Source organism: Marinobacter pelagius, from assembly GCF_900114925.1.
Taxonomy (GTDB): domain Bacteria; phylum Pseudomonadota; class Gammaproteobacteria; order Pseudomonadales; family Oleiphilaceae; genus Marinobacter; species Marinobacter pelagius.
The window spans coordinates 144621-169593 of sequence record NZ_FOUR01000006.1 but is presented as its reverse complement, the minus strand read 5'-3'; the positions used below and the strand labels follow the sequence as shown (position 1 = coordinate 169593).

Genomic DNA, 24973 nt, shown 5'->3' with positions numbered 1-24973 from the left:
TCTTCAACCATCCAACGGCTTTTGAGCTTTTAATTCACTCTTGCTGGACAATTTCCGTGATGTCCGGATCCTGGTCCTCGGCATTGAGGATTACAGCCCCGCCTGCTGTAGCCACCACAGAGGCTGTCTGGCGGACCATCTCTGCAAATACGCGCTCATCCAGCGGACCATCCTGAGGCAATACGGGAGTGCCATGTGTGCCTTCAGTATAACGCGTGATTGCCGCGTTAAGCAGAGGAACGCCCAGTGTCCCGTCCCCAAGGCCCAGGTCTACCTCATTTGCGTTCGTCACAGCGGTGGCGTTCAGGAGATTTGCAAAGGGCTCAGTTCCGGATAGGTACGCATCAAATGCTGCACCCAGCGGGTTTGCCAGCGGATCGTTAGGAATAACCTGATCGCCATTCACCTGAGACAGAAGCACCGGAGTACCTGATTCGTTCAGACTTCCTGCGAAGTTAATCGGGTCAGTCGAGTCGATCGCAGCCTGGAAAACATTCAGGAACGTTTCGAGATCAGCGTCGCCTTGCTCAAGACCGGCAGCTGCTTGAAGGCCACCGAGGATCCTGGGTGCAAAGGTCGGAGAGTTCTCAAGCATTCTTACGATACCTGCTCCCGGCGTAAGCAACTGGGCTGCGATAATGTCGTCACGAGCGGGAGCGCTCGCGTTGGCGACAGCAACGAATGGAGCCCCAACAATGGTCCCCAAAGAGTGGCCGGTGAAATACACGCTGTTTTGGTTAAGATCTGCGCCTTCTGTGCCATCGAAGTCGAGACCGCCCAGAGAAACCCTCACATTCAACAGATCAACAACTGCTTGACGGTTCTTGTCTCGGGTGTTTGTGAAGTTGGTAAGGTTGATGAAGAGGCTACCAGAGTCGCCCTCGGTTTCAGTCATTGCTGTCGGCATGCTTGACGCATTTGCCGTGAAATCGAAGTGACGCTCGACTTCTGTTTTGGCAATGCCCGGAACCGTTGAGCCGGCATTAGCGACTGTATTCTCGAATGAGCGCAGAGATCGAATGGCAGTGTCCAGGCCGGCGTTGCCGGTTCCTGTGTCCGTCAATGCCGCGGCAATCGTGCCTTCAATGATTGCGCGTTCTGTCTCATCGATTCCGTCGTCGATGGATACTCCGCTCTCTGGATTGCTATCAAGCGTTACGGCAGTGAAGGCGAAAGCTATCTCGCCGTTCAGGGTTAGGGCGATATTATCGCCGGTCGGCCAGAAGCTCTGATCTGGAGCCAGGAACGGGGGAAGTCCGGCATCTTGACCAGCGGCCAACAGCCTGGTGGCCAGGTCAATTTGATCCTGCTCGCTAAATGGCGTAACACCATGCAGTGGCTGATCGATAACCACAACAGCCACTTGCGAGTTATGTGCCAAAGCACTGCCGAAGGTCAGTGCGGTGCTTCGATCGGTAGTGATACCGTGCATATACATCACGGTTTCGAGGGGCGTGCTCCCGTCATAGGTAGCCGGATAAAGAACCATTACTGGGACGGTTACATCGGTTGTTTTTGCTGGGAAGGGGAAACGATAGTTAACCACAGTGCTTACGTTGGTATCCGACTGTGCAAACTCTACGCCGAGTTGATCACCCGCTGCTGCAGCGAGCGCGGAATTTGCTTCCCAGCTCTCTGTATTGATGACAGAACCCTCCGCGTCTGATGTGCCTGTGGGGGCTGTCAGATAGTAGGGAAGATCGATCGTACCCTGGACCAGATTTACCTGGCCAAATTCCACAAATTGGCTAGCAATGGCCGATACCTGGGTAACATCCTGAGGCTCTCCAAAGGTTGCAGTCCCGCTGCGATCCTGCGGAGTGGGCAGCAGGTCTGCCTGTGTGAACGCCTGAACTAGCTGTGTTGCTTGTGCATCAACAGTGGCTGCTGCGGCATCTACCGCATCTTGGCCAATCTGCAAGAGCGTAAAGAAATCAGTCTCACCAGCTTCTCTAGCCTCTGTTACCGCATTGAAACGGATCGAGCCAAGAATTGTTTCCTCGAAGTACGCTTTAGGCTCAGCAATGTACTGGAGCACATCCTGGTCGTTTGATGTCGTAAAGCTGTATGTCAGCGCGATGTCTTCTTCGGTTAGTGCTGCAGCCTCTGGTCGAACCTGGTTTGGAAGCGCGAAGAAGCTCGATGCAACTTTTTCCCAGAAACCATCCACAATGCGGCGCACTGGTGCCAGTGCAGTTGGGTTGCCCAGAACTCGATCCGGATCGGCAACATCACGATAGAGAGGATCCTGAACGATCGGATCGCCATAGATGTCAAGAACCTCGTCGGTAACGATCACGAGGTAGCGTTTGAACGGATTCAGCGGCTTGGTGGGATTGATTCGAATAGCAGAATTACCGTCCAGGGTTACTACTTCTGCTACATATTCGGGATCGGAAACGAGGCTTGCAAGGTACTGTCCTGCTGCAGCTGCGTCTCTGCCACTCAAATCCTGGGGAGCTGCGCCTGCTGCAACCTGCGCAGTAATTGCCAATGGAATGGTCGGAGATTCCCCCGCACCCAGGCCACGTACCGGGTCACCACCGGCATATTCAAGCTGAACGAGGAAAACGTTTTGATTCGGGTTGGGGATGATCGGGGGCTGACCCTCTTCACCCGCAAGCGGGTTCTGAATGAATGCGCGTGAATCAACAGTTTCTGGGTCGATCTGCCCGTTAAACTCAACAACGGCGGGTGCAACAGTAGAGGCACCGCTTAGGTCATTCAAAGCTGAGGTTACAGGCGGCGCAGTGTCCGCAACATTAAAGGATCCATCCGCTTCATTAATTGTCGTCTCAGGATCATCTGACTGGAAAATCAGATCATTCGGGAGAGGGAGGTCGCCCGTCACAGGGTTGAAATAGGGCCATGTTTTCCCGTCAAGTTCCGGGTTACTGATCTGATAATCCGGATTAGCATTCGCCCCCTCGTCACCGCTGCTCCAGCAGCCTGTAAGTCCAACGGAAGACGCCACGGCAAGACTTATTAGTGTTTTCTTGAACATGGGTGGAACCTTTTCCTGTTGTTGTGTCGTTATGTTCTTCTGAAATTTTGGTCAGCGCTTTGAGCCAATTTCGTAACTCTGACTATAGCGACAGTCTGGCAAGTGTTGATCAGCCAAAAGTGTGATTCTGGCCTTTCGGGTCATCCTCGCACGGATGGAGTTCGGCCTTTCTGAAAAATAGTTGGCAATGAACGCTTTGTCGAGCCTCCTTAATGGCTTTTGCGAGTCAGTCGAAGGAGGAAAAATCGGGCTGGCGTTTTTCCATGAACGCACGGAATGCCTCGGCAGCTTCGGGCGATTTCAGGCGTTCGCTGAACAGCTGTCCTTCGGTCAGCATGGTGTCTGTCAGATCTTCCATTACCGGCCGGTTGAGCAACTGTTTGGTGGCGCGGAGGGCGGCGGGCGCCTGGGCGGCCAGCTGGCGGCATAGTTCCCGCGCGTTGTCTTCGGTTTCTATGGGATCACAAACGCGGTTGATGATGCCCATCTGCAGGGCGTCGTCCGCGGTAAAGGCATTGCCGAGCATCAGCAATTCGGCGGCGCGTACCCGGCCGAGCCAGGCGGGTAGCAGCAGACTGGAGCCGCCTTCCGGGCACAGGCCCAGGTTGGCGAAGGGCATCTGGAAGCGGGTGTTGGTGCCGGCGACCACCAGGTCACAGTGTAAGAGCATGGTGGTGCCGATGCCCACGGCCGGGCCATTGACCGCGGCCACCACCGGTTTGGTGGCGGTTGCCAGTAATAAAAGGAAGCGACCCACCGGGGTTTCCCGGAATTCACCGGGTAGGCCTTGGGCGAATTCGCTCAGGTCGTTGCCGGCGGTGAAGCACTCCTCGGTGCCCGTGAACAGTGTGCAGCGGATGTCGCGGTCGGATTCTGCCTGTTCCAGGGCGTCACCCATGGCGGTGTACATATCATGGGTGAGGGCGTTCTTGCGGTTCGGACGGTTGAGGCGAACGGTCAGGATTCGGTCTGATTTCTCGGTGAGGATGAGGTCGGTCACGGTATCTCCTGCGAACGTGTTGTTATTTTTCGGGGATGGCGCCCCTGATGATGGTTTTGTTACTTCCTTTTATAGCGCCTTCGCCTTCCGTCGCATCACTCGTTCGAACGATTTTCTGGTAAACTCTCGCCTCCCGATTTTTCGATGACACGAAATAACGAAACAAGCTGATGAGGCGCCTATGACCACCGTAATCCGCCAGGACGACCTGATTGAGAGTGTAGCGGACGCGCTGCAATTCATTTCCTACTACCATCCCAAGGACTTCATCCAGGGCGTGTATGAGGCCTACCAGAAGGAAGAGTCCCAGGCGGCGAAGGATGCCATGGCCCAGATCCTGATCAACTCCCGGATGTGCGCCCAGGGCCACCGTCCGATCTGTCAGGATACCGGTATCGTTACGGTTTTCGTGAACGTCGGCATGAATGTCCAGTGGGACTGCGATATGCCCCTGGATGATGTGATCAACGAAGGCGTTCGTCGCGCCTACACCCATCCGGACAACGTGCTGCGGGCTTCCGTGCTGGCCGATCCGGATGGCAAGCGTGCGAACACCAAGGACAATACCCCGGCCATCATCCACTACAAAATAGTCCCGGGTGACACCGTTGAGGTCCACGTGGCTGCCAAGGGCGGCGGTTCCGAAGCCAAGTCCAAGTTCGCCATGCTGAACCCGTCCGATTCCGTGGTGGACTGGGTGCTGAAGATGGTGCCGCAAATGGGTGCCGGCTGGTGTCCGCCGGGCATGCTGGGTATTGGTATCGGTGGTACCGCCGAGAAGGCGATGGAACTGGCCAAGGAAGCCCTGCTGGATCCGATCGATATTCATGACCTGCAGGCCCGTGGTGCTTCCAACCGTTCGGAAGAGCTGCGCCTGGAGCTGTTCGAGAAGGTGAACGAGCTGGGCATCGGTGCCCAGGGCCTTGGCGGCCTGACCACCGTTCTGGATGTGAAGGTCAAGGATTACCCGACCCACGCTGCCAACAAGCCGGTGGCGATCATCCCGAACTGTGCGGCCACCCGCCACGCGCACTTTACCCTCGACGGCACTGGTCCGTCCCTGCAGACCCCGCCGAGCCTGGACGACTGGCCGGAGATCACCTGGGAAGTGGGTGAGAACGTGCGCCGCGTGAACCTGGATACCGTGACACCGGAAGACGTCAAAGAGTGGCAGCCGGGTGAGACCGTGCTGCTGTCCGGCAAGATGCTGACCGGCCGTGATGCCGCCCACAAGAAGATGGTGGACATGATCGAAGCCGGTGAAGAGCTGCCGGTGGATCTGAAGGGCCGCTTCATCTATTACGTGGGCCCGGTGGATCCGGTACGCGAAGAAGTGGTTGGTCCTGCCGGCCCGACTACCGCCACCCGCATGGACAAGTTTACCGACACCATGCTGGAGAAAACCGGCCTGACCGGCATGATCGGTAAAGCCGAGCGTGGCCAGGTCGCGATTGACGCGATCAAGAAGCACGGCGCGGTGTATCTGATGGCGGTGGGCGGTGCGGCTTACCTGGTGTCCAAGGCTATCAAAGGCGCCAAGGTTGTGGCCTTTGAAGAGCTGGGTATGGAAGCCATCTATGAATTCGAGGTGGAAGACATGCCGGTGACCGTGGCGGTGGATTCACGGGGCAGCTCCGTGCACCAGACCGGGCCGGTGGAGTGGCATGACAAGATTATTGCTGCCAAGGCGGTTTAAAGGCTGAAATTGGGGTCTGCCGGGGTCTGATGAAAGCCTTCATCTGACCCCTTTTTTAGCTTTGGGGTGTGGCTTAAGTTGGGGTCAGAAGAACGAGTTCTTCAGACCCCTGTGCTCCGGGGTCTGATGAAAGCCTTCATCTGACCCCTTTTTTAGCTTTGGGGTGTGGTTTAAGGTGGGGTCAGAAGAACGGAGTTCTTCAGACCCCTGTGCGCACCACCCCTCAACTGGAACAGCTGATATTCAAATGCTTCCCCCAATCCGGCGGTAGCGCGGCATACTTCTCAAACTCCGGCTGCTCATCAAACGGCTTCCGCAGCACCTCCAATAACTCCTCCATCGGCTGATAATCCCCGTTCTGCGCCTCCTGGATCACCTGCTGGGCCAGGTAGTTTCTCAGGATGTATTTCGGGTTCACCTTGCGCATGGCGTATTCCCGCTCGTCGTGGGCGCGGGTTTCTTTTTGCAGGCGTTGTTCGTAGCGTTCGAGCCATTCGTCCGCGACGCTGCGATCCACTAACAGGTCGCGCACCGGGTCATGGCCCTTGTCGTAGAGGTTGGAGAGGCCCCGGAAGAAGCGGGTGTAGTCCACGTGGTGTTCGTGGAGCATGCTGAAGGTGTCCATGATCAGGCTGAGATCGGAATCATCCGGTTCGGCGAGACCAAGCTTGTCGCGCATGTTCTGCAGGAAGCGTTCGTTGTAGATCACCTCGTAGCGTCTTAACCCCCGGCGCACACTGTCTTCGTTCATCACCGGCAACAACGCATTGGCCAGGTACTGGCAGTTCACAAAGCCGACCTGGGGCTGGCGGTTGTAGGCGTAGCGGCCTTCCTGGTCTGTGTGGTTGCAGATGTAGCCGGCGTCGAAGTCGTCGAGGAAGGCGTAGGGGCCATAGTCGAAGGTATCGCCGATGATGGACATGTTGTCGCTGTTCATCACGCCATGGCAGAAGCCCACGGCCTGCCAGTCGGCGATCAGGCGGGCGGTTCTCTCAACCACTTCCTCGAACCAGCGGGTGTGGCGCTCATCCTCCGGCAGATCGATCAGGTGCGGGAAGTGCAGGGCGATCACGTGTTCGATCAGGGTCTTCACCGCTTCCGGCCCCTCGTGATGGGCGGCGAATTCGAAGTGGCCGAAGCGGATATGGCTCTCGGCCACCCGCATCAGCGCGGCGGCGGTTTCGATGGTTTCCCGGCGGATCGGATCCCTGGCACTGACCATGAACAGGGCACGGGTAGTGGGGATGCCCAGGAAATGCATGGCCTCACTGCACAGGTATTCCCGGATGGTGGAGCGCAACACCGCACGGCCATCGCCAAAGCGGGAGTAGGGCGTGGTGCCGGCGCCCTTGAGGTGCCAGTCCCAGCGCCGGCCATCGGGGCCGACAGTTTCCCACAGCAGCAGACCGCGGCCGTCCCCCAGTTCCGGGTTGTACATGCCGAACTGGTGGCCGGTGTATTTCATGGCCACCGGGTCCATGCCTTCCAGTAGCTCCGTGCCGGCTCCGACGCCGGTCCATTCTTCTTCCGAGCTCACATGAAAGCCCATCTGGCGCGCCAGTTCATGGTTAAAGGTGACCATTCTGGCGTTGGTCAGTGGCTTTGGCTGTACCCGGGTGTAAAAACTGTCCGGAAGCTCCAGGTAGCGATGCTCGATCCGGAAACCTGTGTCATTCATACAATGCGTATACTCTCAGTTGGTACAGATTCTGCTGCTTTTCATTCAAACCGATTCAGGAAACCACCGTGTCTGAAAACGAACTCAACCCGACCATTGAGACCCTGATCAGCCAGGAAGGTTTACCTTCCTCATACGGACACACCGTCGAACATACCATTCTGCCCCTGGCGCACCGGATTCTCGAACTCCGGCAACGGCTCGGGCGGCCGGTGCTTATTGGTATCCATGGGGCCCAGGGTACCGGGAAATCAACCCTGACCCTGTTCCTCAAGGAAATCCTGAGCCGCCACCATGGCACGGCCACAGCCAGCTTCTCCGTTGATGATATCTACCTTACCAGAGCAGAGCGGCAGAGACTTGCCGGACTCGTGCACCCGTTGTTCATCACCCGCGGTGTGCCGGGCACCCACGATGTGTCCCTGGGCCAGAAAGTGATCGACCAGCTCCTGGCTGCAAAACCCGGGGACAAGACCCCGATTCCCGCTTTCGAAAAGGCCAGGGATGACCGTGCGCCCCGGGACCGCTGGCCGGTGTTTGAAGGCCCGGCAGAGGTCATCCTCATAGAGGGCTGGTGTCTGGGAGCCGCGCCGGAACCTGAAGAAGCGCTGGCCCGGCCGGTCAACACGCTGGAAGCCGAGGAGGACGCCCATGCCACCTGGCGCAGCTATGTGAACGAGTGCCTGAAAGACAGCTACCGGGCGTTCTTCGACCGGCTCGATTACCTGGTGATGCTCAAGGCGCCGTCCATGGAGTGCGTGCTGGAGTGGCGCACCTTGCAGGAACACAAGCTGGCGGCACGCCATGCCAATGCACCAGAAGAGGGCGCCAGCGATGAGGGTGCCCCCTCGTTGCGCATCATGTCTGACGACGAGGTAGCCCGATTCATCATGCACTACCAGCGCGTGACCGAGCATTGCCTCCGGGAAATGCCGGGCCGGGCCGATGTCCTGATCCCGGTCGGTGCGGACCATTCGCTGGCGGCTCCGCAATTCAGGGAGCCTCCGGGCTCCAGTTAGCAAACCCAAGCGAGGGAAAACCATGCCCAGGCCCCACCTGATTCTGTTCACCGATCTTGATGGCACATTGCTGGACCACGAGGATTATTCCTGGGAGGCGGCCAGGCCCGCTCTGGCCAGGGTAAAAGCAGCCGAAATCCCCCTGATCCTCAACTCCAGCAAGACCGCGGCGGAGATCGCCGTACTCCGGAACGAGCTGGCCAATGGCGATCCCTACATTGTCGAAAATGGTGCAGCGGTCGTCATTCCGGCCGGCATTTTCGGCAATTCCTCGGAGCAGGTGGTGAATTTTGGCGCATCCCGGGCGGTGGTGTTGTCCGCCTTGGGCCGGTTGCGGGCCGCCGGTGCCCGCTTTCGGGGCTTCGAGGACATGTCGGCAGAGGAGCTGGCGGATGTCACGGGCCTGGACGTCACCGCAGCATCCAGGGCAATGCAACGCCATGGTACCGAGCCGCTGATCTGGGAAGGAAGCGAGGATGAGCTGCGCCAATTCGAGGCCTCGCTGGCCTCTGACAACCTGCGTCTGGTGCAGGGTGGCCGCTTCTGGCACGCCATGGGGATCTTCGACAAGGCTGATGGGGCCCGTTTCTTGCTGGGTAAATACCAGGAGCGTTATGGCCGCGAACCGGTACTGGCCATCGCATTGGGTGACAGCCCGAACGATCAGGGCATGCTGGAAGCGTCCGATGTCCCGGTGGTAATCCGGGGCGTCAACAGCGAGAGTGTCCAGCTGCCGTCAGACCGCCGGCCCATACGCTCCCTCAGATCCGGCCCCGAGGGCTGGAATGACTGTGTACTCAATCTGCTGCTTGAGTACGGGTATTAAAGAGGAGAGCCGCCATGGGCGACTTTTACCAGAACGGCATAGTCACCACGTTGCATAACCTTGTCCGCCGGCCCGTTGAGGAGATGGAGGCGGAGCTGATGAGTTTCCGGAAGGCCCGGCCCATGTCCCTGGTGCTGCCTTCGCTGTATTCCGAACTTGAGGGGCCGGCGCTGAAAAACATCGTCAGCGAGTTGGCAAAGGTGCCTTACCTGGACCAGATCGTGATCGGGCTGGACCGCGCCGATGAAGCACAATACCGGCATGCCCTTGAGTATTTCTCCGAGCTGCCCCAGGAGTTCAAGGTGCTCTGGAACGACGGCCCGCGCCTGCGCGCCCTCGACCTCAAACTGCGGGAGCAGAATCTGGCGCCGACCGAGATGGGCAAGGGCCGGAACGTCTGGTACTGCTTTGGTTATGTGCTGGCCTCCGGCGTCAGCAAATCCGTGGCCCTGCACGATTGTGACATCCTGACCTATTCCCGGGACCTGGTGGCCCGCCTGATCTATCCGGTGGCTAATCCCGCGTTCAACTACATGTTCTGCAAGGGCTACTACGCACGGGTGGCGGATTCGAAAATGAATGGCCGGGTCAGCCGCCTACTGGTAACCCCGTTGATCCGCGCCCTGAAAAAAGTCTGTGGCCCCAGCGATTTCCTCGACTACCTGGACAGCTACCGCTACCCGCTGGCCGGCGAGTTCTCGTTCCGTACCGACGTCATCAATGACTTGCGTATCCCCAGTGATTGGGGCCTGGAGATTGGCGTGCTGTCCGAGATGAAGCGCAACTACGCCACCAACCGGCTATGCCAGGTGGACATCGCTGACACCTACGATCACAAGCATCAGGAACTGTCCCCGGAAGATGCCAGTCGGGGTCTGTCCAAGATGAGTGTGGACATTGCCAAGGCCCTGTTCCGGAAACTGGCGACCAACGGCGAAATCTTCTCTAACGAGAAATTCCGAACCATCAAGGCCACTTACTTCCGGATAGCCCTGGATTTCGTAGAGACCTACCAGAACGACGCCGTCATGAACGGCCTGACGTTGGACCGTCACAAGGAAGAGAAGGCGGTGGAGCTGTTCGCCCAAAACGTGATGCGGGCCGGGTCGTACTTCCTGGATAACCCTATGGACACCCCGTTCATCCCGAGCTGGAACCGCGTCACCAGTGCCATTCCGGACATCAAGGAGCAACTGCTGGAGGCCGTGGAGCTGGACAACCAGGAGTACCGGCCATGAGCCAGCCTCTCAAGGCCAAGCTGGTCGGCATGCTGGAGGTGGTATACCCGGAACTGGACTGCGATTTCCTGGCGGAACAGCTGCTGGGCACCATGGAGCTGGCCCCGAACCGGGAGCCGCCACCGGCACATCAGAACAACTGGGACGAGTCGGATATTATCCTGATCACCTATGCCGATACCGTCCAGCGTGAGGGTGAGAAGCCGCTGCAGACCCTGCACCGGTTCCTGACGGATTGTCTGGCCGAGACCGTTTCGGCGGTCCACATCCTGCCGTTCTTCCCGTACAGCTCCGACGATGGCTTTTCAGTGATGGACTACCTGGCGGTGAATGAGTCCCACGGCTCCTGGAGTGATGTCGAGAAGATTGCCGGCGACTTCAAACTGATGGCGGACCTGGTGATCAACCACATGTCCGCGCGCAGCCGCTGGTTCGAGAACTTCCGCAAGCGGGTTGATCCGGGCAAGGATTATTTCTTTGAGGGAAATCCGAAGGACGATTTGAGTGCGGTGGTCCGGCCCAGAACCTCGCCATTGCTGACCCCGGTGCAGACCGAGGATGGCGAGCGGTACGTCTGGTGTACCTTCAGTGAGGATCAGGTCGACCTGAATTTCGCCAACCCCCGGGTGCTGATCGAGTTTGCCGGCATCATTAAACAATACCTCGACCATGGCGTGGTGATGTTCCGGCTCGATGCCGTGGCGTTTCTCTGGAAGGAACCCGGTACGCCCTGCATTCACCTGCAGCAGACCCACGAGCTGATCAAGATCCTGCGCCTGCTGATCGAGCACCATACGCCCGAGGCGGTGGTGATCACGGAAACCAACGTGCCCAACCGGGAGAACCTGACCTATTTCGGGAACGCCAACGAAGCGCACCTAATCTACAACTTCTCCCTGCCGCCTCTACTCATCAATACCTTGGTGACAGGGAATTGCCGCCATCTCAAGACCTGGCTCATGAGTATGCCCCCGGCGCAGATGGGAACCACCTACCTGAACTTCATCGCCTCCCACGACGGCATCGGCATGCGACCGACGGACGGGCTGCTGGAGGAAGACGAGAAACAGCGGCTGATCAACACCATGGAGTCATTCGGCGGCAAGGTCTCCTACCGACGCACCGCCGACGGTCGCGATCAGCCGTATGAGATCAACATTGCCCTGTGGGATGCCCTGAAAGGCACGGCGGAGGGCGGAGCGGACCACTGCCAGCTGCAGCGATTCCTGTGTGCGCACACCATCATGCTGGCACTGGAGGGAATTCCGGCCTTCTACATTCACAGCCTACTGGGCACGGAAAACGATTACGCCAGAGTGGAGAACACCGGCCGGCTCAGATCCATCAACCGCGGGCAGTGGCAGCTGGATAAACTGGAGGAAGAACTGGAGAACCCGCTGTGCCACCACAGCAAGGTCTACCACGAACTCAAGCGCCTGATCGCCATCCGTCGCGGCCAGCCGGCCTTTCACCCCAACGCCACCCAGTTCACCCTCCACCTGGGCCTGCAACTCTTCGGCTTCTGGCGCCAAAGCATGCGCCGCGACCAGTCCGTATTCTGCATCCACAACATCAGCAACGAAGTGCAGCAGGTGGCGCTAAGCGACATCAACCTCATCGGCACCGACCACTGGGTTGACCTGATCTCCGGCATGGCAATCGACGACCTCGCCGGCAGCATCACCCTGAAGCCCTACCAAAGCGTCTGGCTCTCCAACCAAACAGGGGGCAGAGGCTCAGGGGTCTGATGAACTTGTTCATCTGACCCCAAGTTGGATCCACCCCCAGGCTCGCAGTTAAAACCGGGGCCAAGCTCAGGGGTCTGATGAAAACTTTCATCTGACCCCAAGTTGGGCCCACCACCAAACTCGCGGTTAAAAACGGGGTCAGAAGAAAGCTTTCTTCAGACCCCATGTTCCGGTCTAATTCCGGAGCTCGCGCCCTAATCCGGGGTCAGATGAAAGCCTTCATCTGACCCCATTTTCACCTCCACTCTCACTCAATATCCGGGGTCTGATGAAAGCCTTCATCTGACCCCCTCTTCACCTTACCCCAAGCTCACTCCGAAACCCGAACCAACTGCTTCCCGAAATTCTTCCCCTTCAACATCCCCTTGAACGCCTCCACCGCATTCTCCAGCCCTTCGGCCACCGTCTCCCGATACTTCAATTCCCCACCGGCAACCCGGGACGCCAGAATATCGGTAATCTCCTGATGCCGGTCCTGCCACTCAGTCACCAGGAAAAACCGATGCTCCGGCACCGGATCCAGCGCCTTGAGTACGTGGAACGGCGTCTCCACTTCGGTCATGTCTTTCGCATTGTAAGCAGACACATACCCACAGATCGGCACCCGTGCTCCAGGGTTGAGCAACGGCGCCACCGCGCGGGTCACCGCACCACCCACATTCTCGAAATAGATATCGATCCCGTCCGGGCAAGCGGCCTTCAGATCCGCCTTAAGGTTGCCGGCCTTGTAATCGACACAGGCATCAAACCCCAGCTCCTCGACCACAAACCGGCATTTCTCGGGACCACCGGCCACACCAACCACGCGACAACCCTCGATCTTGGCCGTCTGGCCAACCACGGTTCCAACCGGCCCGGAAGCCGCAGACACCACCACGGTCTCGCCCGGTTGCGGTTTACCGACATACATCAGGCCACAATAACCGGTGCGCCCCGGCATACCGGCAACACCCAGGTAAGCCTGAAGCGGAACCCCTTCCTTCGGCCGAACCCGGTAAACCATCGGCGCATCAGCTGGGAAAGTCACATACTCCTGCCAACCGGAATAGCAGGTGACCAGATCACCTACTTTCAGCTTGTCTGAGCGGGATTCAACGATCTGCGCGACACTCTCGCCAACAATCACCTCATCAATCCCGATCGGATCCATGTACCCCTTGGCATCATTCATCCGGGGGCGCATATAGGGATCCAGCGACAGCCAAAGCACCTTGGCAACCACCTCACCATCCCCCGGTGCCCGAACCAGCCGCTCCTCCATGACCAGATCACCTTCCTGAATTTCCCCCTCGGGCCGGTTCTTCAACACGACTGCTCGATTCTTGTATTCGCTCACTTGGGACACCTGCCTATTTGGGTTGCATTACGAAACCAGATTAGAGTGCCGGAGAATAAGCGGTGGGTCAATGATCCAAAGGGGTCTTAGCTCAGGGGACAGTTCTGCCCCAGGGGTCTGATGAAAACCTTCATCTGACCCCAAGTTCATCTGACCCCAAGTTCAGCTCACCCTCAATCGCGCGGTCAAAGTCGGGGTCAGAAGAAGGCTTTCTTCAGACCCCAAGGTCATGCTCATACTCAGGGGTCTGATGAACTCGTTCATCTGACCCCATCCTCAAGTCCACCCCCAAACTCTGGATTTTCTCCAAACACGCTGGTACCTTTCCCAACTTCGCGGGCGCCCCATCAAGGATCCGATGGCCAAAATACCCGCACCGATTCAACGGACCGAATCAACCCTTCAAGGACTGAAGACATGCCCCAGGCAAGTGGATTGCAGTTCACCGCCCGTGTCGGTGACTTCCCCTCTGATCATTTCGCCGTGGTCGCGTTCGCGCTGACCGAGAGCCTTTCCGAGCTGTTCCAGGGCCGACTGGAACTGGCCAGTACCGACCCTTACGTCCCTGCCGAAGCCATGCTGGAACAACCCGTCGACCTTGTGGTCTGGCAGGACGGCCAACCCCTGCGACGCTTCACCGGCGTGGTCAATGAATTCGCCCGGGGCGACACCGGCCATCGCCGCACCCGTTATGAGGTGCTATTCCAGCCCCCGCTTTGGCGTCTGGGCCTGATGCACAACAGCCGCATCTTCCAGGGCCAGAGCCCCGAGGCCATCATCCGTACCCTGCTGGAAGAGCGGGGTATCGTGGATACGATCTTCGATCTGAAACGTGCTCCGGAAGAACGGGAATACTGCGTCCAGCACCGGGAAAGCGACCTGGCCTTTATCGAGAGGCTGGCCGCCGAGGAAGGCTGGCATTACCGCTACCACCACGGCAGCGTGGATGGGGAAGAGCAACCGGCGTTGGTCTTTGCCGACCACCATGGCGATGCGCCCAAGCTGGAATCAGCCCCCTACAACGGGCGGGCCGGGGGCAGTACTCGGCAACCTTGTATTTTCCGCTTCAAATACCAGGAACGGGTCCGGGCCGCCTCCGTCGCCCTCAAGGACTACACCTTCAAAAATCCCGCCTACGCCCTGATGCACGAGCAGGGCGCGGCCGACCTGAATCACCGGGAAGACTACCAGCACTACGACTACCCGGGTCGCTACAAGGCCGACGCCAGCGGCCAGCCCTTCACCCGGGCCCGCCTGGACGCCCTGAGAAACGATGCTTCCACCGGCCACGGCGAGAGCAATCGGCCGGACTTCACCCCCGGCGCCAAACTCCCACTCACCGACCACGACAACGAGGCCTTGAACCAGGAGTGGTTACTCACTGCCGTCACCCACACCGGCAAACAGCCCCAGGCGCTGGAAGAGGAAGCTGGTCAGGAGCCGACCACCTACCACAACTTCTTCAACGTGGTGCCCGCGGACAGAACCTGGCGACCGAGAACAGACCACAAGCCAATCATGGATGGCCCCCAGATCGCCATTGTCACCGGTCCGGAAGGCGAGGAAATCCACTGCGACGAACACGGCCGGGTGAAGGTGCGGTTTCCGTGGGATCGCTACTCGCACAATGATCAACACAGCAGCGCCTGGCTCCGCGTCAGCCAGGGCTGGGCTGGCGGCCAATACGGCTTCATGGCGCTACCCCGCATCGGCCACGAAGTGATCGTCAGCTTCCTGGACGGTGATCCGGACCAACCCATCATCACAGGCCGAACCTACCACGCCACCAATCAGCCACCGTACGAACTACCGGCGCACAAAACCCGCACCACCCTGAAAACCAAGACCCACAAGGGCGAGGGCAGCAACGAACTGCGCTTCGAAGATGAAGCTGGGGAAGAACAGATCTACCTCCACGCCCAGAAAGACCTGGACCTGCTCACCGAACACAACCGCACCGAGGTCATCAAAAACGACAGTCACCGAACCTTGGAGGGGCAGTACTACAGCCATGTGAAAGGCAAAGAACACTGCACGACCAATGGGGAGAAACGGGTGTCCGTAGAGGCCGACTGCAGCCAGACCATAACCGGCACTTTCCACCAGAAAGCCGGCCAGACCATGGCCTCCGAAGCCGGTACCGAGGTTCACCACAAGGCTGGCGCCAAGGTCGTCCTGGATGCAGGAACGGAACTCACCATCGCCGGTGGCGGCAGCTTCATCAAGCTGGATGCCAGTGGCGTGACTCTCAGTGGGCCGGGAATAAAGATCAATTCCGGCGGCGCTCCAGGGAAGGGTTCCGGCCAGTCCGCGAGCCTCCCGGAGCTGCCCCGGCTGCTTGAGGGTGTTGCACCGGAATCGGTAAGTCCCGCAGCACTGGCGACCGTGGATCAGCGCCAGACGGCCGCCCCGGATAACGTCGTCCACGATGGATATAAAACACCGGAAAGGATGTTGATCGTGGACATTATCGGTGGCCAATCGACACCGGAAGAAGTAACCGTTGAAACCATCTCGGATAAGGGGTCAAAGGAATGACCGATCTTGCGAATTTCACCGATGAGAGCCTGGACCAATCCCTGCGTCGGCGAGCTGAGTATGATGACAACGAGCCAGGCAATCTGGTTCTGAAGGTCCCCACTCAGGCCGGTGGCCATCTGACCCTTCCTCTGGTGGAGCGTGCCCGTTCCAACATCGAGCAGGAGGAGTATCAGGAAAACACCCTCCTTAGAATCAAACCCCTGGCCGAAATCCAGAGCAACCTGCCTGTGAAATCCGGCGGCCTGACCTTCCACACCGGACGAAGCGTGGCACTGCTCAGGCCCGGCTACCTCTATGTTTTTCGTGATGACACCCTGTGGCGGGAACTCGAGATCAACACCGAAGGCATGATGAGTGACGTTGATGTGCAATCGGCGCGCTCTGAATGGGAGGCAGAGCCCTCCGAGAGCTTCCGCGCCCGGCCTTCAGTGGGTGAATGGCAGCACGACATCCTGGTCCCGGCCATGTTGCAGGGGCAGACCGTTATCCAGGACATTCGTGTCGCCTACAGCGAAGTGCAGTGGGATTGGCACTACGTTCGTCGGCTGGAGCAGGACACGAAAGCGCTGAGGATCAGGACAACCAGAATCGATCATGCCTGGCCTGCGGCCCTTGTTGATGACATCAACTTTGCAAGCGGCTACCCCGCGTCGCCGATTCAGCAGGTGGATGGCCTTCGGGCACGGGACCTTGGCATTGAGTTGATGTTGGAGAATCCCAGTGATTTTAGGGAGGGGTTTGAGGGGCCTGGTGAGGGTGAGCTGTGCGTGAAACTCGCGGATCGGATAAAGCAAGGCGAGGAGGGACCCAGCGCCGCGATTGCTCTCGAATTGAAGTGTGACCCCGGAGAGGATGTGATTGCTGAACTTCGCGAACAAAAAGGCCTCGTCGGCATAGCTATTCCAGACCCCATTTTCCGACTCCGCCATTCTCTTGCGCAGCTACACCTAGCCCTGCATTACCTGGATGCCGTGGATATTTCGATCCGGAGCAATCCGATCGTTCATTCTGCGATGCTGATTCGCCAGGCCATTTTTGATCCTCAGCCGGATGGTAGTCCTTCCAATTTGTCCCGTTATGCAAGTGCCATCGACCGACAAAAACTGGATGAGGTGCTGGATACCGAGGAGAAAGAACATGCCATTCGCGTGATAGATGAGCATGTCGCACGGGCCCGCAATTTGCTGACCGAGCCATCGTTAGCTGCCGCCCTGGATGACTACCGGCAATGCCGTGACCACGCCATCTGCGAAGCTTATCTGCTTGCGACCGACCTCATGAATGTACTTCAACAGGTCCCAGGGGTTGTAAAAGCCCAAGGAAAGTCCTGTGACGAGGGCATATACGCCACCCTGCAAGAGTGGATAACTGATGAACAATTCCTGGAGGCTTGGGCGCCTCAAGAGAGAGCTAGTGCGGGGGATGAGTCCGAGCCCGGAAAAATGTCGCCGTACCAGACGCTTGCAGAATTAGCGCAGAGTCAGACCGAAATTGATGAGGCTTTGCTGGATCGGCTTAATCTGCAATCCCTTGTGTACCTCGAAAAACAGATTAGCGAGAGGGATTCAGGCGATAGCACACTGAAAGATTTTTCCAATGCCGGCAAAGTCGGTGGGCTTATTTCTGGCTCATTAAGCGAATGGAGTGCCGCTGTTCTGACGGTGTCCAGGCGCCTGATTGAACAGGGTGCCGTTGAGCAGATTGAACTACAGCGCGTAATGCAGGCGGCTGCATCCAATATGGTGCTCGCGGACCCGGATCTTGCCGGTATCCGGGTTATGGACAGGGCCCGAGCTGTCAGCGAGGGCACAATCCTCGGAGTGCAGGGTAACGGGCTGAATCGCGGGCTGACGGAGTTTGATCGGACCGAGGGGGTGCTGACTCGGAAGAACGATTATCTATACGCAGACCTGTTTGATGAGTCCGGGCAGATGATGGCTTCCACCAGCCCCGCACGTGCAGCGGGTGAATTTGAGGACACGATCAACAAAGTGGCTGCTGGAACTATGGTTTTCTACGTTGCCGAGGGCCATGAAGAAGCGAAAAAGCTGAGTTTGGTGAAAGTGGATTTTGCGAAGCGAGTGGGGCGGGTGGTCGATGGTCCAGTCGTTTCTCGTGGGTTGGTGGCTTTGGCGGCGTTTAATTTGTTTATCGAATTTCGTTCGTTCTTGAAAGCATATGATTCTGAACAAGGGAACTCCACATTGGCGTTCGCCAAGACATTTGGTGGCGCAACGGCTGATCTGATTGCAGCTCAGCTGAAACTCAATGTTGTATTGGGAGACCTCAGTTCCAGACAGACAAGTGCTTACCGATTCGCTTCACGTCCTCTTTTTGATTTGAAGAATTGGTGGTTTGTGGGCAAGCGGCTCGAAAAAATAAAGGCCTCCACATTGGTTAGAACAACGGGGCTGGCAAGTTTTATTGCTGGTGGTGTCGGCGTTGGCCTGAGTTTTTGGGAAATGAGGATCAGCATTTCCAATAACGATTTTGACGCAGCCGCCGGGCATGCGATAGCGATGAGTGGTGGTGTTATTTTCTTGGCCTCCCCTATGATGGCAAATCTACTTGCCGTGCCTGGTTGGGGGTGGGCTTTATTCGGTATGGCAATGGTCGTTGGTGGGGGGATATATGCAGGTTTGGTAACTGACGACCCCTTTGAAAAGCTTCTCAAACACGGGCCCCTGGGCTCTTTTCCGAATCACCAGCAAAGTTGGAATGGCGATAAGGCCTATTATGGTCAGCTAATAACCCTCCTTTCGCCCATTCATGTGAGTGGAGAGCGGTATGGGTATATTGAGCCTGATCCAGGACTCATTAACCCGGATTATCCACCGGAACCTGATGATTACGTCGTAACCATCAGATTCCCCCTTGTCAGCCGGATCAAGCTGTTCGGCGAACGCCGGGCAGAACTGCCCGACAAACCCTTCAAGCTGGTTGTTCAGGAAATTGCCTACCAGACATCGACGACGAACATACCTTCTTCGGGGGCGGTCATGCCTGTTTCAGACACCTATATGCTCAAAGCGACACCACTGACGAAGATTGTTGCTCGGCAGTCATTGCCTCGGGAATCGGCTGTTCGCTTTCTCGTCAGGCGGGAGCTTCAGGAGAGTGAATACCAAAGTACTTTCTATCGGGAATCTGTAACCACTCAATTGAGGGTTGGTTTGCAGGCGACGCTGGAGACCGAGTTGGGGCCCTTAATATTCCCGACGCCTACCTATCCGGACTACGAACCTTTCGATGTCACCCAACACGTGTACCCACCATCGAAGAGGCGAACGGTATTGGATCCGTTTGCCCAGCCAAAGTCCCCATACTGGTACTTCGCCGAGGTAAGTGTATGACGAAACTGGACCGCCCAATATTTGCGCCTACTGCCTTCAATTCGAATTTTATTGGCTCACTTCCGGAGAGTCCGAGGAAGCGTGAACGGGTGGGCGATGAGTTACAACCTGTGGGAGCTTACGCTGGAGCGAATCCCTACAACGGTGTGGTCGAGGACGTCAAAACGCTTCAGGACCATGAAGCCCAAGATCCTGAATTTACCGACAAAGATTGGTGGTGGGATCATCACCGGATCCGGTTCTTGAATGGAAAGGTAGGGCTCAAATTCCTGATTCTGTTAATTCCCTTTACGTGGGTTCTGTTGCTGGTTGTCGGCGGCATGTCTTTAATCGGATGGGGGGTGCTAGAGCTCGCTGAACAGTACGAATGGTCGGGACTTCTGGTCGGCCTTGTTGCATTGGTTCTGTTGCCCGGGTGGATGTTTCTCTCTTTTTGGATGATTCGCCCAACCACCAATTGGATTATGAGCACTGGCATAGAGTTTCTCCTGAAGCCCTTTGAGAAATCACTTTCGGAGAAGTTCGACGAATCGCTCGAAGACGGTTGCAGTGAGTTCAACCGAGTTACCGGGCAGGTCCGGTTCTCGCTGGGACGTAATCGTTTCTTTGAAGCGCCATTCGTTGAATTTGATGCCTACGTTGAGCGGGTCGTCCAGCAGGGTGGTATTTTTTACAGACTGATGTTTGTTCACCGCTACACCCAGAAAACCTTCAATCAGACCTGGCTGAGTGGAGTGGAAGCGTCCAAAAGTGAAGTTTTAGCGTTTTGGGACATGCTCCAACGCTACATGGACGTAACCCAACCCCTGCCGGATGTGCCTCGTCTGGAACCATTCCGACATTTGGATCCAGTGACGCGCGAGCACGATGAAAAGACCGGGCGCGATCCGCGCTATTGGCGCGATCTGGATATTGAGGCCTGGAAGCACGGGAGAGGGGTGGAGCTGTTGAATCGGTTGCGTAGCTATCCCTGGGGAAGCCGGGTTTGCAAGTTGACGCCGCAGCTGGGGAAGGTTTCGTTGGGGGAGTATCGGGGGATGCGGCCTGAGGGGGCTTGGCCGATTTGATACGTGTGGGGAGTGTTTGAAAAAGGGGTCAGAAGAAAGCTTTCTTCTGACCCCGGAGGTCGGGGGATTTGATTTGGGTTTGGGTGGCTGGTCTGAAAATGGGGTCAGAAGAAGGTTTTCTTCAGACCCCGCGGAAGGCGTCTGAACCCGTGATTTGGTCTCAAAATGCAACGGGTGTTGCAAAACGCAACGTGTGTGGTAGTCTGGTCAATATATGCACAGCACGGGAGTCCACCATGACCACCGCCGTTCGTCTTGATGACAACCTGGTTCGCCATGCCGCTGCCGAGGGGCAGGTTCATCGGCGCTCCACGCCGAAGCAGATCGAGTACTGGGCCGAGATTGGTCGCGCAGTTGCCGGGGAGGTGAGTGCGGAGGATCTGATTGCCATTTTGCAGGGTATCCGGAAGGTGTCGGTTGAGCCTGTGACGGCAGAACCGGTGAGCAGTGATGAGCTTTGGGCCGAGGTGGATCAGGCTCGTGAGAGCGGCGAGCTAGGCAGGTCTATTGCCCGTGGGCTAACGGTCTACCAGTCTTCTCCGGAAAAGCCAGGTTACCTGGAAGCCATCCATCCGGACGGGACCCGGGAAGTTGGCCAGTTCCGCAATGGACGTTTTGAAGCGCTGAGTGACCGTGACGACGCAGCCTGAGCTATGGTTGCTGGTGGGTGGCAACGGTGCCGGCAAATCGACTTTCTATGAGCGGTTTCTGGCCCGTCGCAACATACCGTTCGTCAACGCTGACAAGATCGCCCGCACCCTGTGGCCGGACTACCCCGAAAAGCACAGTTACGAAGCCGCGCTGATTGCCGAAAAGGAGCGGCTCCGGTTGCTGGAGGAGCGCCAGAGCTTCTGTTTTGAAACGGTGTTTTCCCACCCCTCCAAAGTGGATTTCGTCGGAGCTGCCAAGGCTGCGGGCTTCCGCATCCGTCTGTTTTATTTCCATCTGGACCAGGTCAACCTCAACAAGGCGCGTGTTGCCTCCCGGGTACAAACGGGCGGCCATAATGTACCCGAGACCAAGATAGAGCGTCGGATCCCCCGAACCCTGGCCAACCTTCGCGAGTGCATCGGGCTGGCGGATGAGCTGCACCTGGTGGACAACTCCAGCCTGGATCAACCGTTTGTGCGTGTCGCGGCCTGGGAGAACGGGGCATGGCAGGTCTATAAAGACGAGCTGCCAACGTGGGCCAGGAGCCTGATCGATGCCTGAGAGCGAAGACTAGGGCCAGTTTTCAGGCACCACGAAGATTCGGTCTGTTTCCCGCCAGAACCCGGTGTCAGCGTCGTTCTCGAGCACGGCAAAGAGTGCCGGGACGGCGTGACGTTCAATGCGTTCGAGCGCTTCCAGGGTGGTCTCGGGAGCGGGCGGCTCATCCTGGAGCCAGGGGCCTATCCAGTGGGGCTTGTGAAGCGGGACCCATTGGGACGTGTCTCTTGCTCGGGCCGCCGAGAGGTAAAGCCAGCTTCCTCGAAGGTGATTGTCCGGCACATAGTCGGGGGCCGAGATTGAGTTGCCATCGGGATAGAACAGATAGCCCGGCATGAAAATCCGTGCGGTGAGGGGGCCGCTGATGTCGAGTTGTTCCAGCAGGGCCCGGGTTTCCGGCTGGTGGGTCCGTCGGCTCTGGTGATGGATCAGGTTATCGGTTTTGAGGTCCAGCCGGTCGCGGGCATTGGGGCCGTACCAGAGCGTTGGATGCTCGGTCCCTGGCACGCCGAGGTAGTATTTCACTGCGATTTCGTGATGCTCGATCCGGTCATCGATTTGGTTATGCACCACAAAGTCCAGCTCGCCAATGGTGCGGCCGTTGGACTGGATCTGCTGGTTTTTCAGGAGGATTTCCCAGCCAAGCAGCTCCTCCAGCAGCACCTGGTACAGGCGCTCGAAATAGAAGCCCAGCCTGCGTTGGGGCGGTTCCCGAAGCAAGGCCGGCGCAACCTGCAGATCATGATCCCATGCCCGGAGCTTTTCCAGATGATTGGGTGGCAGGTAGCGGGCGGGCTCAAATGAGAGTGGTGAGCTCAGCAGTTGGGGCGTATGGCAAAGCCACGCCAGATGCCTGACGGCGGGGCTACGGAGGGCGTAGGGAATATCGCCGATGCTGATGTCGTCCATTGGCCAAGGATACCGTAAACTGTGTTCAAGCGGTAAGACGACCATTCTTCGAGAAGGAGCGCGTATGCAATACCTCCACACCATGATCCGGGTGAGTGACCTGGACGAGACTCTGCATTTCTTCTGCGACCTGCTGGGCATGGTCGAGATCAACCGGAAGAGCAGCGAGAAGGGCCGGTTCACCCTGGTGTTTCTGGCGGCACCGGAAGACGAGGCGCGGGCCCGGGAAGACCGTGCGCCAATGATCGAGCTGACCTACAACTGGGATCCGGAAGAGTACACCGGCGGCCGCAATTTCGGTCACCTGGCCTATCGGGTGGATGACATCTACGCCCTGTGCGAGAAGCTGCAGGCCAACGGTGTGACCATAAACCGTCCGCCCCGGGATGGCTACATGGCGTTTATCCGGACCCCCGACAACATCTCCATCGAGCTGCTCCAGAAAGGCGAGGCGCTGCCTCCGAAAGAGCCCTGGGCCAGCATGGAAAACACCGGTACCTGGTAAAACTGCCCTCGAACAGACTACGGAAGAGCATCAGGATGATGCCAACACAACAGGGAGAAGTTGAATGGAAGACTGGCAAGGATGCCTTGATCCCCAATGTCAGACCGCGTTGCTGCGGGCCCGAGACAATGTTAGCGGGCGAGGCGGCGCGGCCATCACTGTCGAAGATTTCCTGCTCGCGCTGCTGGACACCGATCCGTCGATCGCACGGTATCTGCGTGGCTGCGGCGTCGATCTGGACGAATTGATCCGCACCATCCAGTGCGAACAGCCGATCGTCACCGAAGTGGGCGGGGAGGGACTGTTGTCCTCGCAGCTGATCTACTGGCTGGCAAGCGCCCGGGAGGCCTTCACGGTGCCCTGGCTCGATTGGCCCCACCTTCTGGATACCCTGGCAAGACGCGCAGAGCGGCTGGAGGGCAAAGCCTACGTGGCCCTTCTGGAACAGGTCCCGAGATGGCCCGAGTTGGCGGAGCCGACGCCCCCGGAGAATTTTGCCACCGATACCCGTTCACCGATTGCCATCACCGATCCACAGTGGATTGAGTTAGCCGACGATGTCGCGGTGACTGTGGCGGCCTGTTGCCGGGCTCTCGTCTGGGTTCGTGGGTCCCGGGGGGCGGGTAAGTCGAGCTGGTTGCAGTACCTGCTGCCGGTGCTCGAGCGGGACTATGTCGAGATCGACCTGCGCCGGGAAGCCGAACTGATGGCCAGTGATCTTCCCGTCATACCGGTGAGCGAAGCAGATGACGATGAGACGGGCTGTTCCCGAGGCTGGCCATTGCTGGTGCTCGACAATGTGTCGCCGTCTGATCTTCTGGCGTTGATGAATGCGCCGGGAGCGGTGGCGTCGGAACTGCTTGCCAGCTGGTCCGGCCCGGTGTTGCTGCTGGGCCCCGAAGGCCCGGATGACGCGTCTGCGGTTCAGAGCCTGCAACATCGGTTGGGACGTCGCCTCGATGCCTTCGATATGCCCTCAGCCAGCCAGGCTCAGCGGAAAGCCATCCTGACTGCCCACCAGTCCGCTATCGAAAAGCAATGGAATACTCAGTTACCGCTTTCGGTGATTCAGTACGTCGCGTCCAGCCGAAGCCGCTGTGTGAGCACGCCCGGGGGCATGCTCGAGTGGGTCGGGCGCGCGGCGGCAAGGCTGAGCCTGTTTGCGAGAAGAGGGCCGGTGGAAGCAGCCGCGCTGGCCGGGCAGGCCGATACCCTGAGGCGGCAGGGGCTGGTTGCCATGGCGCGGCAGGAGCCGGTTGAGGAGTTTGAGCAGTCGCTCCAAGATATTGAGCTTCAGCAGGCCGCCGCAGAAGTTGCCTGGCGGGAACGAAAGGCCGCCGGCACGCTGCGCCGACTTTCTGTCGAGGATTTGCGACGTGAGCTGGAACAGTGGGTTGCAGCGGGCCCCGGCCCGGTTCACTATGTGCTGCATTGTGATCAACAGCATGGAGATTCCGCGAGTGCAGGATCTGGAAATCTACATTCGTGACCTGGCACCGAAACAGGTGTCACAGTGGCTTGAGGCCAACGTAGACAACCTCGCCCTGGACGACACCGATGTGTCCTCGGTTATCAAAGGCACCGCGTCCTACGAGGGCGCATCAGTGCGCATTACGCTGTACCCGGGAGCCTTTGGCAAGCGCTTCACATCGCTGGTGCTCGAAGGGGAAGAGTTGCCCTGGGGTACTGACCTGGATTGTGCACGAAGTGCCTGGCGGGCAATGGACACCGAGATCCGCTGCAGCCCGGGTGACTGGCAGGAAGGCCAGCCGGTCGAGGATGAGAAGTGGTGGCGCCTGGACAGCCGCGGTGAACAGAAGGTGGTCTGGAATTAAAAAAGGCAG

18 protein-coding genes are annotated in these 24973 nt (G+C 58.2%); 13 read left to right on the top strand and 5 right to left on the bottom strand.

Going from position 1 to position 24973, the window contains the following annotated elements; genetic code table 11:
- Positions 1-34: 34 nt before the first annotated feature.
- Positions 35-3004, bottom strand: coding sequence for a hypothetical protein (locus BM254_RS13060; protein WP_092004395.1), 2970 nt, complete (start codon positions 3002-3004; stop codon positions 35-37).
- Positions 3005-3230: 226 nt separating this feature from the next.
- Positions 3231-4004, bottom strand: coding sequence for an enoyl-CoA hydratase (locus tag BM254_RS13055; protein ID WP_092004392.1), 774 nt, complete (start codon positions 4002-4004; stop codon positions 3231-3233).
- A gap of 181 nt (positions 4005-4185) precedes the next feature.
- Here BM254_RS13055 and BM254_RS13050 point away from each other — a divergent pair, with 181 nt between their 5' ends.
- Entirely contained in the window at positions 4186-5700 is a 1515-nt protein-coding gene (locus tag BM254_RS13050) for a fumarate hydratase (RefSeq protein ID WP_092004389.1), read from the top strand.
- A 223-nt stretch (positions 5701-5923) separates the two neighbouring features.
- On the opposite strand, the gene BM254_RS13045 is transcribed toward BM254_RS13050, so the two are convergent.
- A complete protein-coding gene (locus BM254_RS13045) occupies positions 5924-7378 on the bottom strand; it encodes a protein adenylyltransferase SelO (RefSeq protein WP_092004385.1) in 1455 nt (484 codons plus the stop codon).
- A 68-nt stretch (positions 7379-7446) separates the two neighbouring features.
- Here BM254_RS13045 and BM254_RS13040 point away from each other — a divergent pair, with 68 nt between their 5' ends.
- Genes BM254_RS13040 through BM254_RS13025 form a run of 4 tightly spaced genes read left to right on the top strand, consistent with a single transcriptional unit; the run spans position 7447 to position 12209 of the window.
- Entirely contained in the window at positions 7447-8397 is a 951-nt protein-coding gene (locus tag BM254_RS13040) for a hypothetical protein (protein WP_092004382.1), read from the top strand.
- Between the two features lie 22 nt (positions 8398-8419).
- Positions 8420-9223 (top strand): HAD-IIB family hydrolase, encoded by an 804-nt coding sequence (locus tag BM254_RS13035; protein WP_092004379.1) that lies wholly within the window; start codon positions 8420-8422, stop codon positions 9221-9223.
- A gap of 14 nt (positions 9224-9237) precedes the next feature.
- Complete coding sequence (locus tag BM254_RS13030; RefSeq protein ID WP_092004376.1) at positions 9238-10461, top strand: glycosyltransferase family protein; 1224 nt, start codon at positions 9238-9240, stop codon at positions 10459-10461.
- Complete coding sequence (locus BM254_RS13025; protein ID WP_092004372.1) at positions 10458-12209, top strand: sugar phosphorylase; 1752 nt, start codon at positions 10458-10460, stop codon at positions 12207-12209. The genes BM254_RS13030 and BM254_RS13025 overlap by 4 nt, the downstream gene beginning before the upstream one ends.
- A 310-nt stretch (positions 12210-12519) precedes the next feature.
- On the opposite strand, the gene BM254_RS13020 is transcribed toward BM254_RS13025, so the two are convergent.
- Positions 12520-13545, bottom strand: a complete 1026-nt coding sequence (locus BM254_RS13020; RefSeq protein ID WP_092004370.1) for an NADP-dependent oxidoreductase — start codon at positions 13543-13545, stop codon at positions 12520-12522.
- A 417-nt stretch (positions 13546-13962) separates the two neighbouring features.
- On the opposite strand from BM254_RS13020, the gene BM254_RS13015 reads away from it, so the two are divergent.
- The 5 genes from BM254_RS13015 to BM254_RS12995 all read left to right on the top strand — a co-directional run bounded on the left by BM254_RS13015 (position 13963) and on the right by BM254_RS12995 (position 21718).
- On the top strand, positions 13963-16083 hold the full coding sequence (locus tag BM254_RS13015; RefSeq protein ID WP_092004367.1) for a type VI secretion system Vgr family protein: 2121 nt from the start codon (positions 13963-13965) through the stop codon (positions 16081-16083).
- Positions 16080-19439: a toxin VasX gene (locus BM254_RS13010; RefSeq protein WP_092004364.1), complete on the top strand. Its 3360-nt coding sequence runs from the start codon at positions 16080-16082 to the stop codon at positions 19437-19439. Before BM254_RS13015 ends, BM254_RS13010 begins: the two co-directional genes overlap by 4 nt.
- Complete coding sequence (locus BM254_RS13005; RefSeq protein ID WP_092004361.1) at positions 19436-20506, top strand: hypothetical protein; 1071 nt, start codon at positions 19436-19438, stop codon at positions 20504-20506. The genes BM254_RS13010 and BM254_RS13005 overlap by 4 nt, the downstream gene beginning before the upstream one ends.
- 236 nt (positions 20507-20742) lie before the next feature.
- Positions 20743-21156 (top strand): TA system antitoxin ParD family protein, encoded by a 414-nt coding sequence (locus BM254_RS13000; protein WP_092004358.1) that lies wholly within the window; start codon positions 20743-20745, stop codon positions 21154-21156.
- The gene (locus BM254_RS12995; protein WP_092004687.1) at positions 21140-21718 is read left to right on the top strand and encodes an ATPase; all 579 of its coding nucleotides are present in this window, start codon (positions 21140-21142) and stop codon (positions 21716-21718) included. Before BM254_RS13000 ends, BM254_RS12995 begins: the two co-directional genes overlap by 17 nt.
- A gap of 9 nt (positions 21719-21727) precedes the next feature.
- Here the strand turns inward: BM254_RS12995 and BM254_RS12990 are convergent, their stop codons facing one another.
- A complete protein-coding gene (locus BM254_RS12990; protein ID WP_092004355.1) occupies positions 21728-22624 on the bottom strand; it encodes a DUF1853 family protein in 897 nt (298 codons plus the stop codon).
- Between the two features lie 64 nt (positions 22625-22688).
- On the opposite strand from BM254_RS12990, the gene BM254_RS12985 reads away from it, so the two are divergent.
- The 3 genes from BM254_RS12985 to BM254_RS12975 all read left to right on the top strand — a co-directional run bounded on the left by BM254_RS12985 (position 22689) and on the right by BM254_RS12975 (position 24964).
- Positions 22689-23129: a VOC family protein gene (locus BM254_RS12985; protein ID WP_092004352.1), complete on the top strand. Its 441-nt coding sequence runs from the start codon at positions 22689-22691 to the stop codon at positions 23127-23129.
- Positions 23130-23193: 64 nt separating this feature from the next.
- Positions 23194-24618, top strand: coding sequence for a Clp protease N-terminal domain-containing protein (locus tag BM254_RS12980; protein ID WP_092004349.1), 1425 nt, complete (start codon positions 23194-23196; stop codon positions 24616-24618).
- Positions 24590-24964, top strand: a complete 375-nt coding sequence (locus tag BM254_RS12975; RefSeq protein WP_092004345.1) for a hypothetical protein — start codon at positions 24590-24592, stop codon at positions 24962-24964. Before BM254_RS12980 ends, BM254_RS12975 begins: the two co-directional genes overlap by 29 nt.
- The last annotated feature ends 9 nt before the right edge of the window (positions 24965-24973 follow it).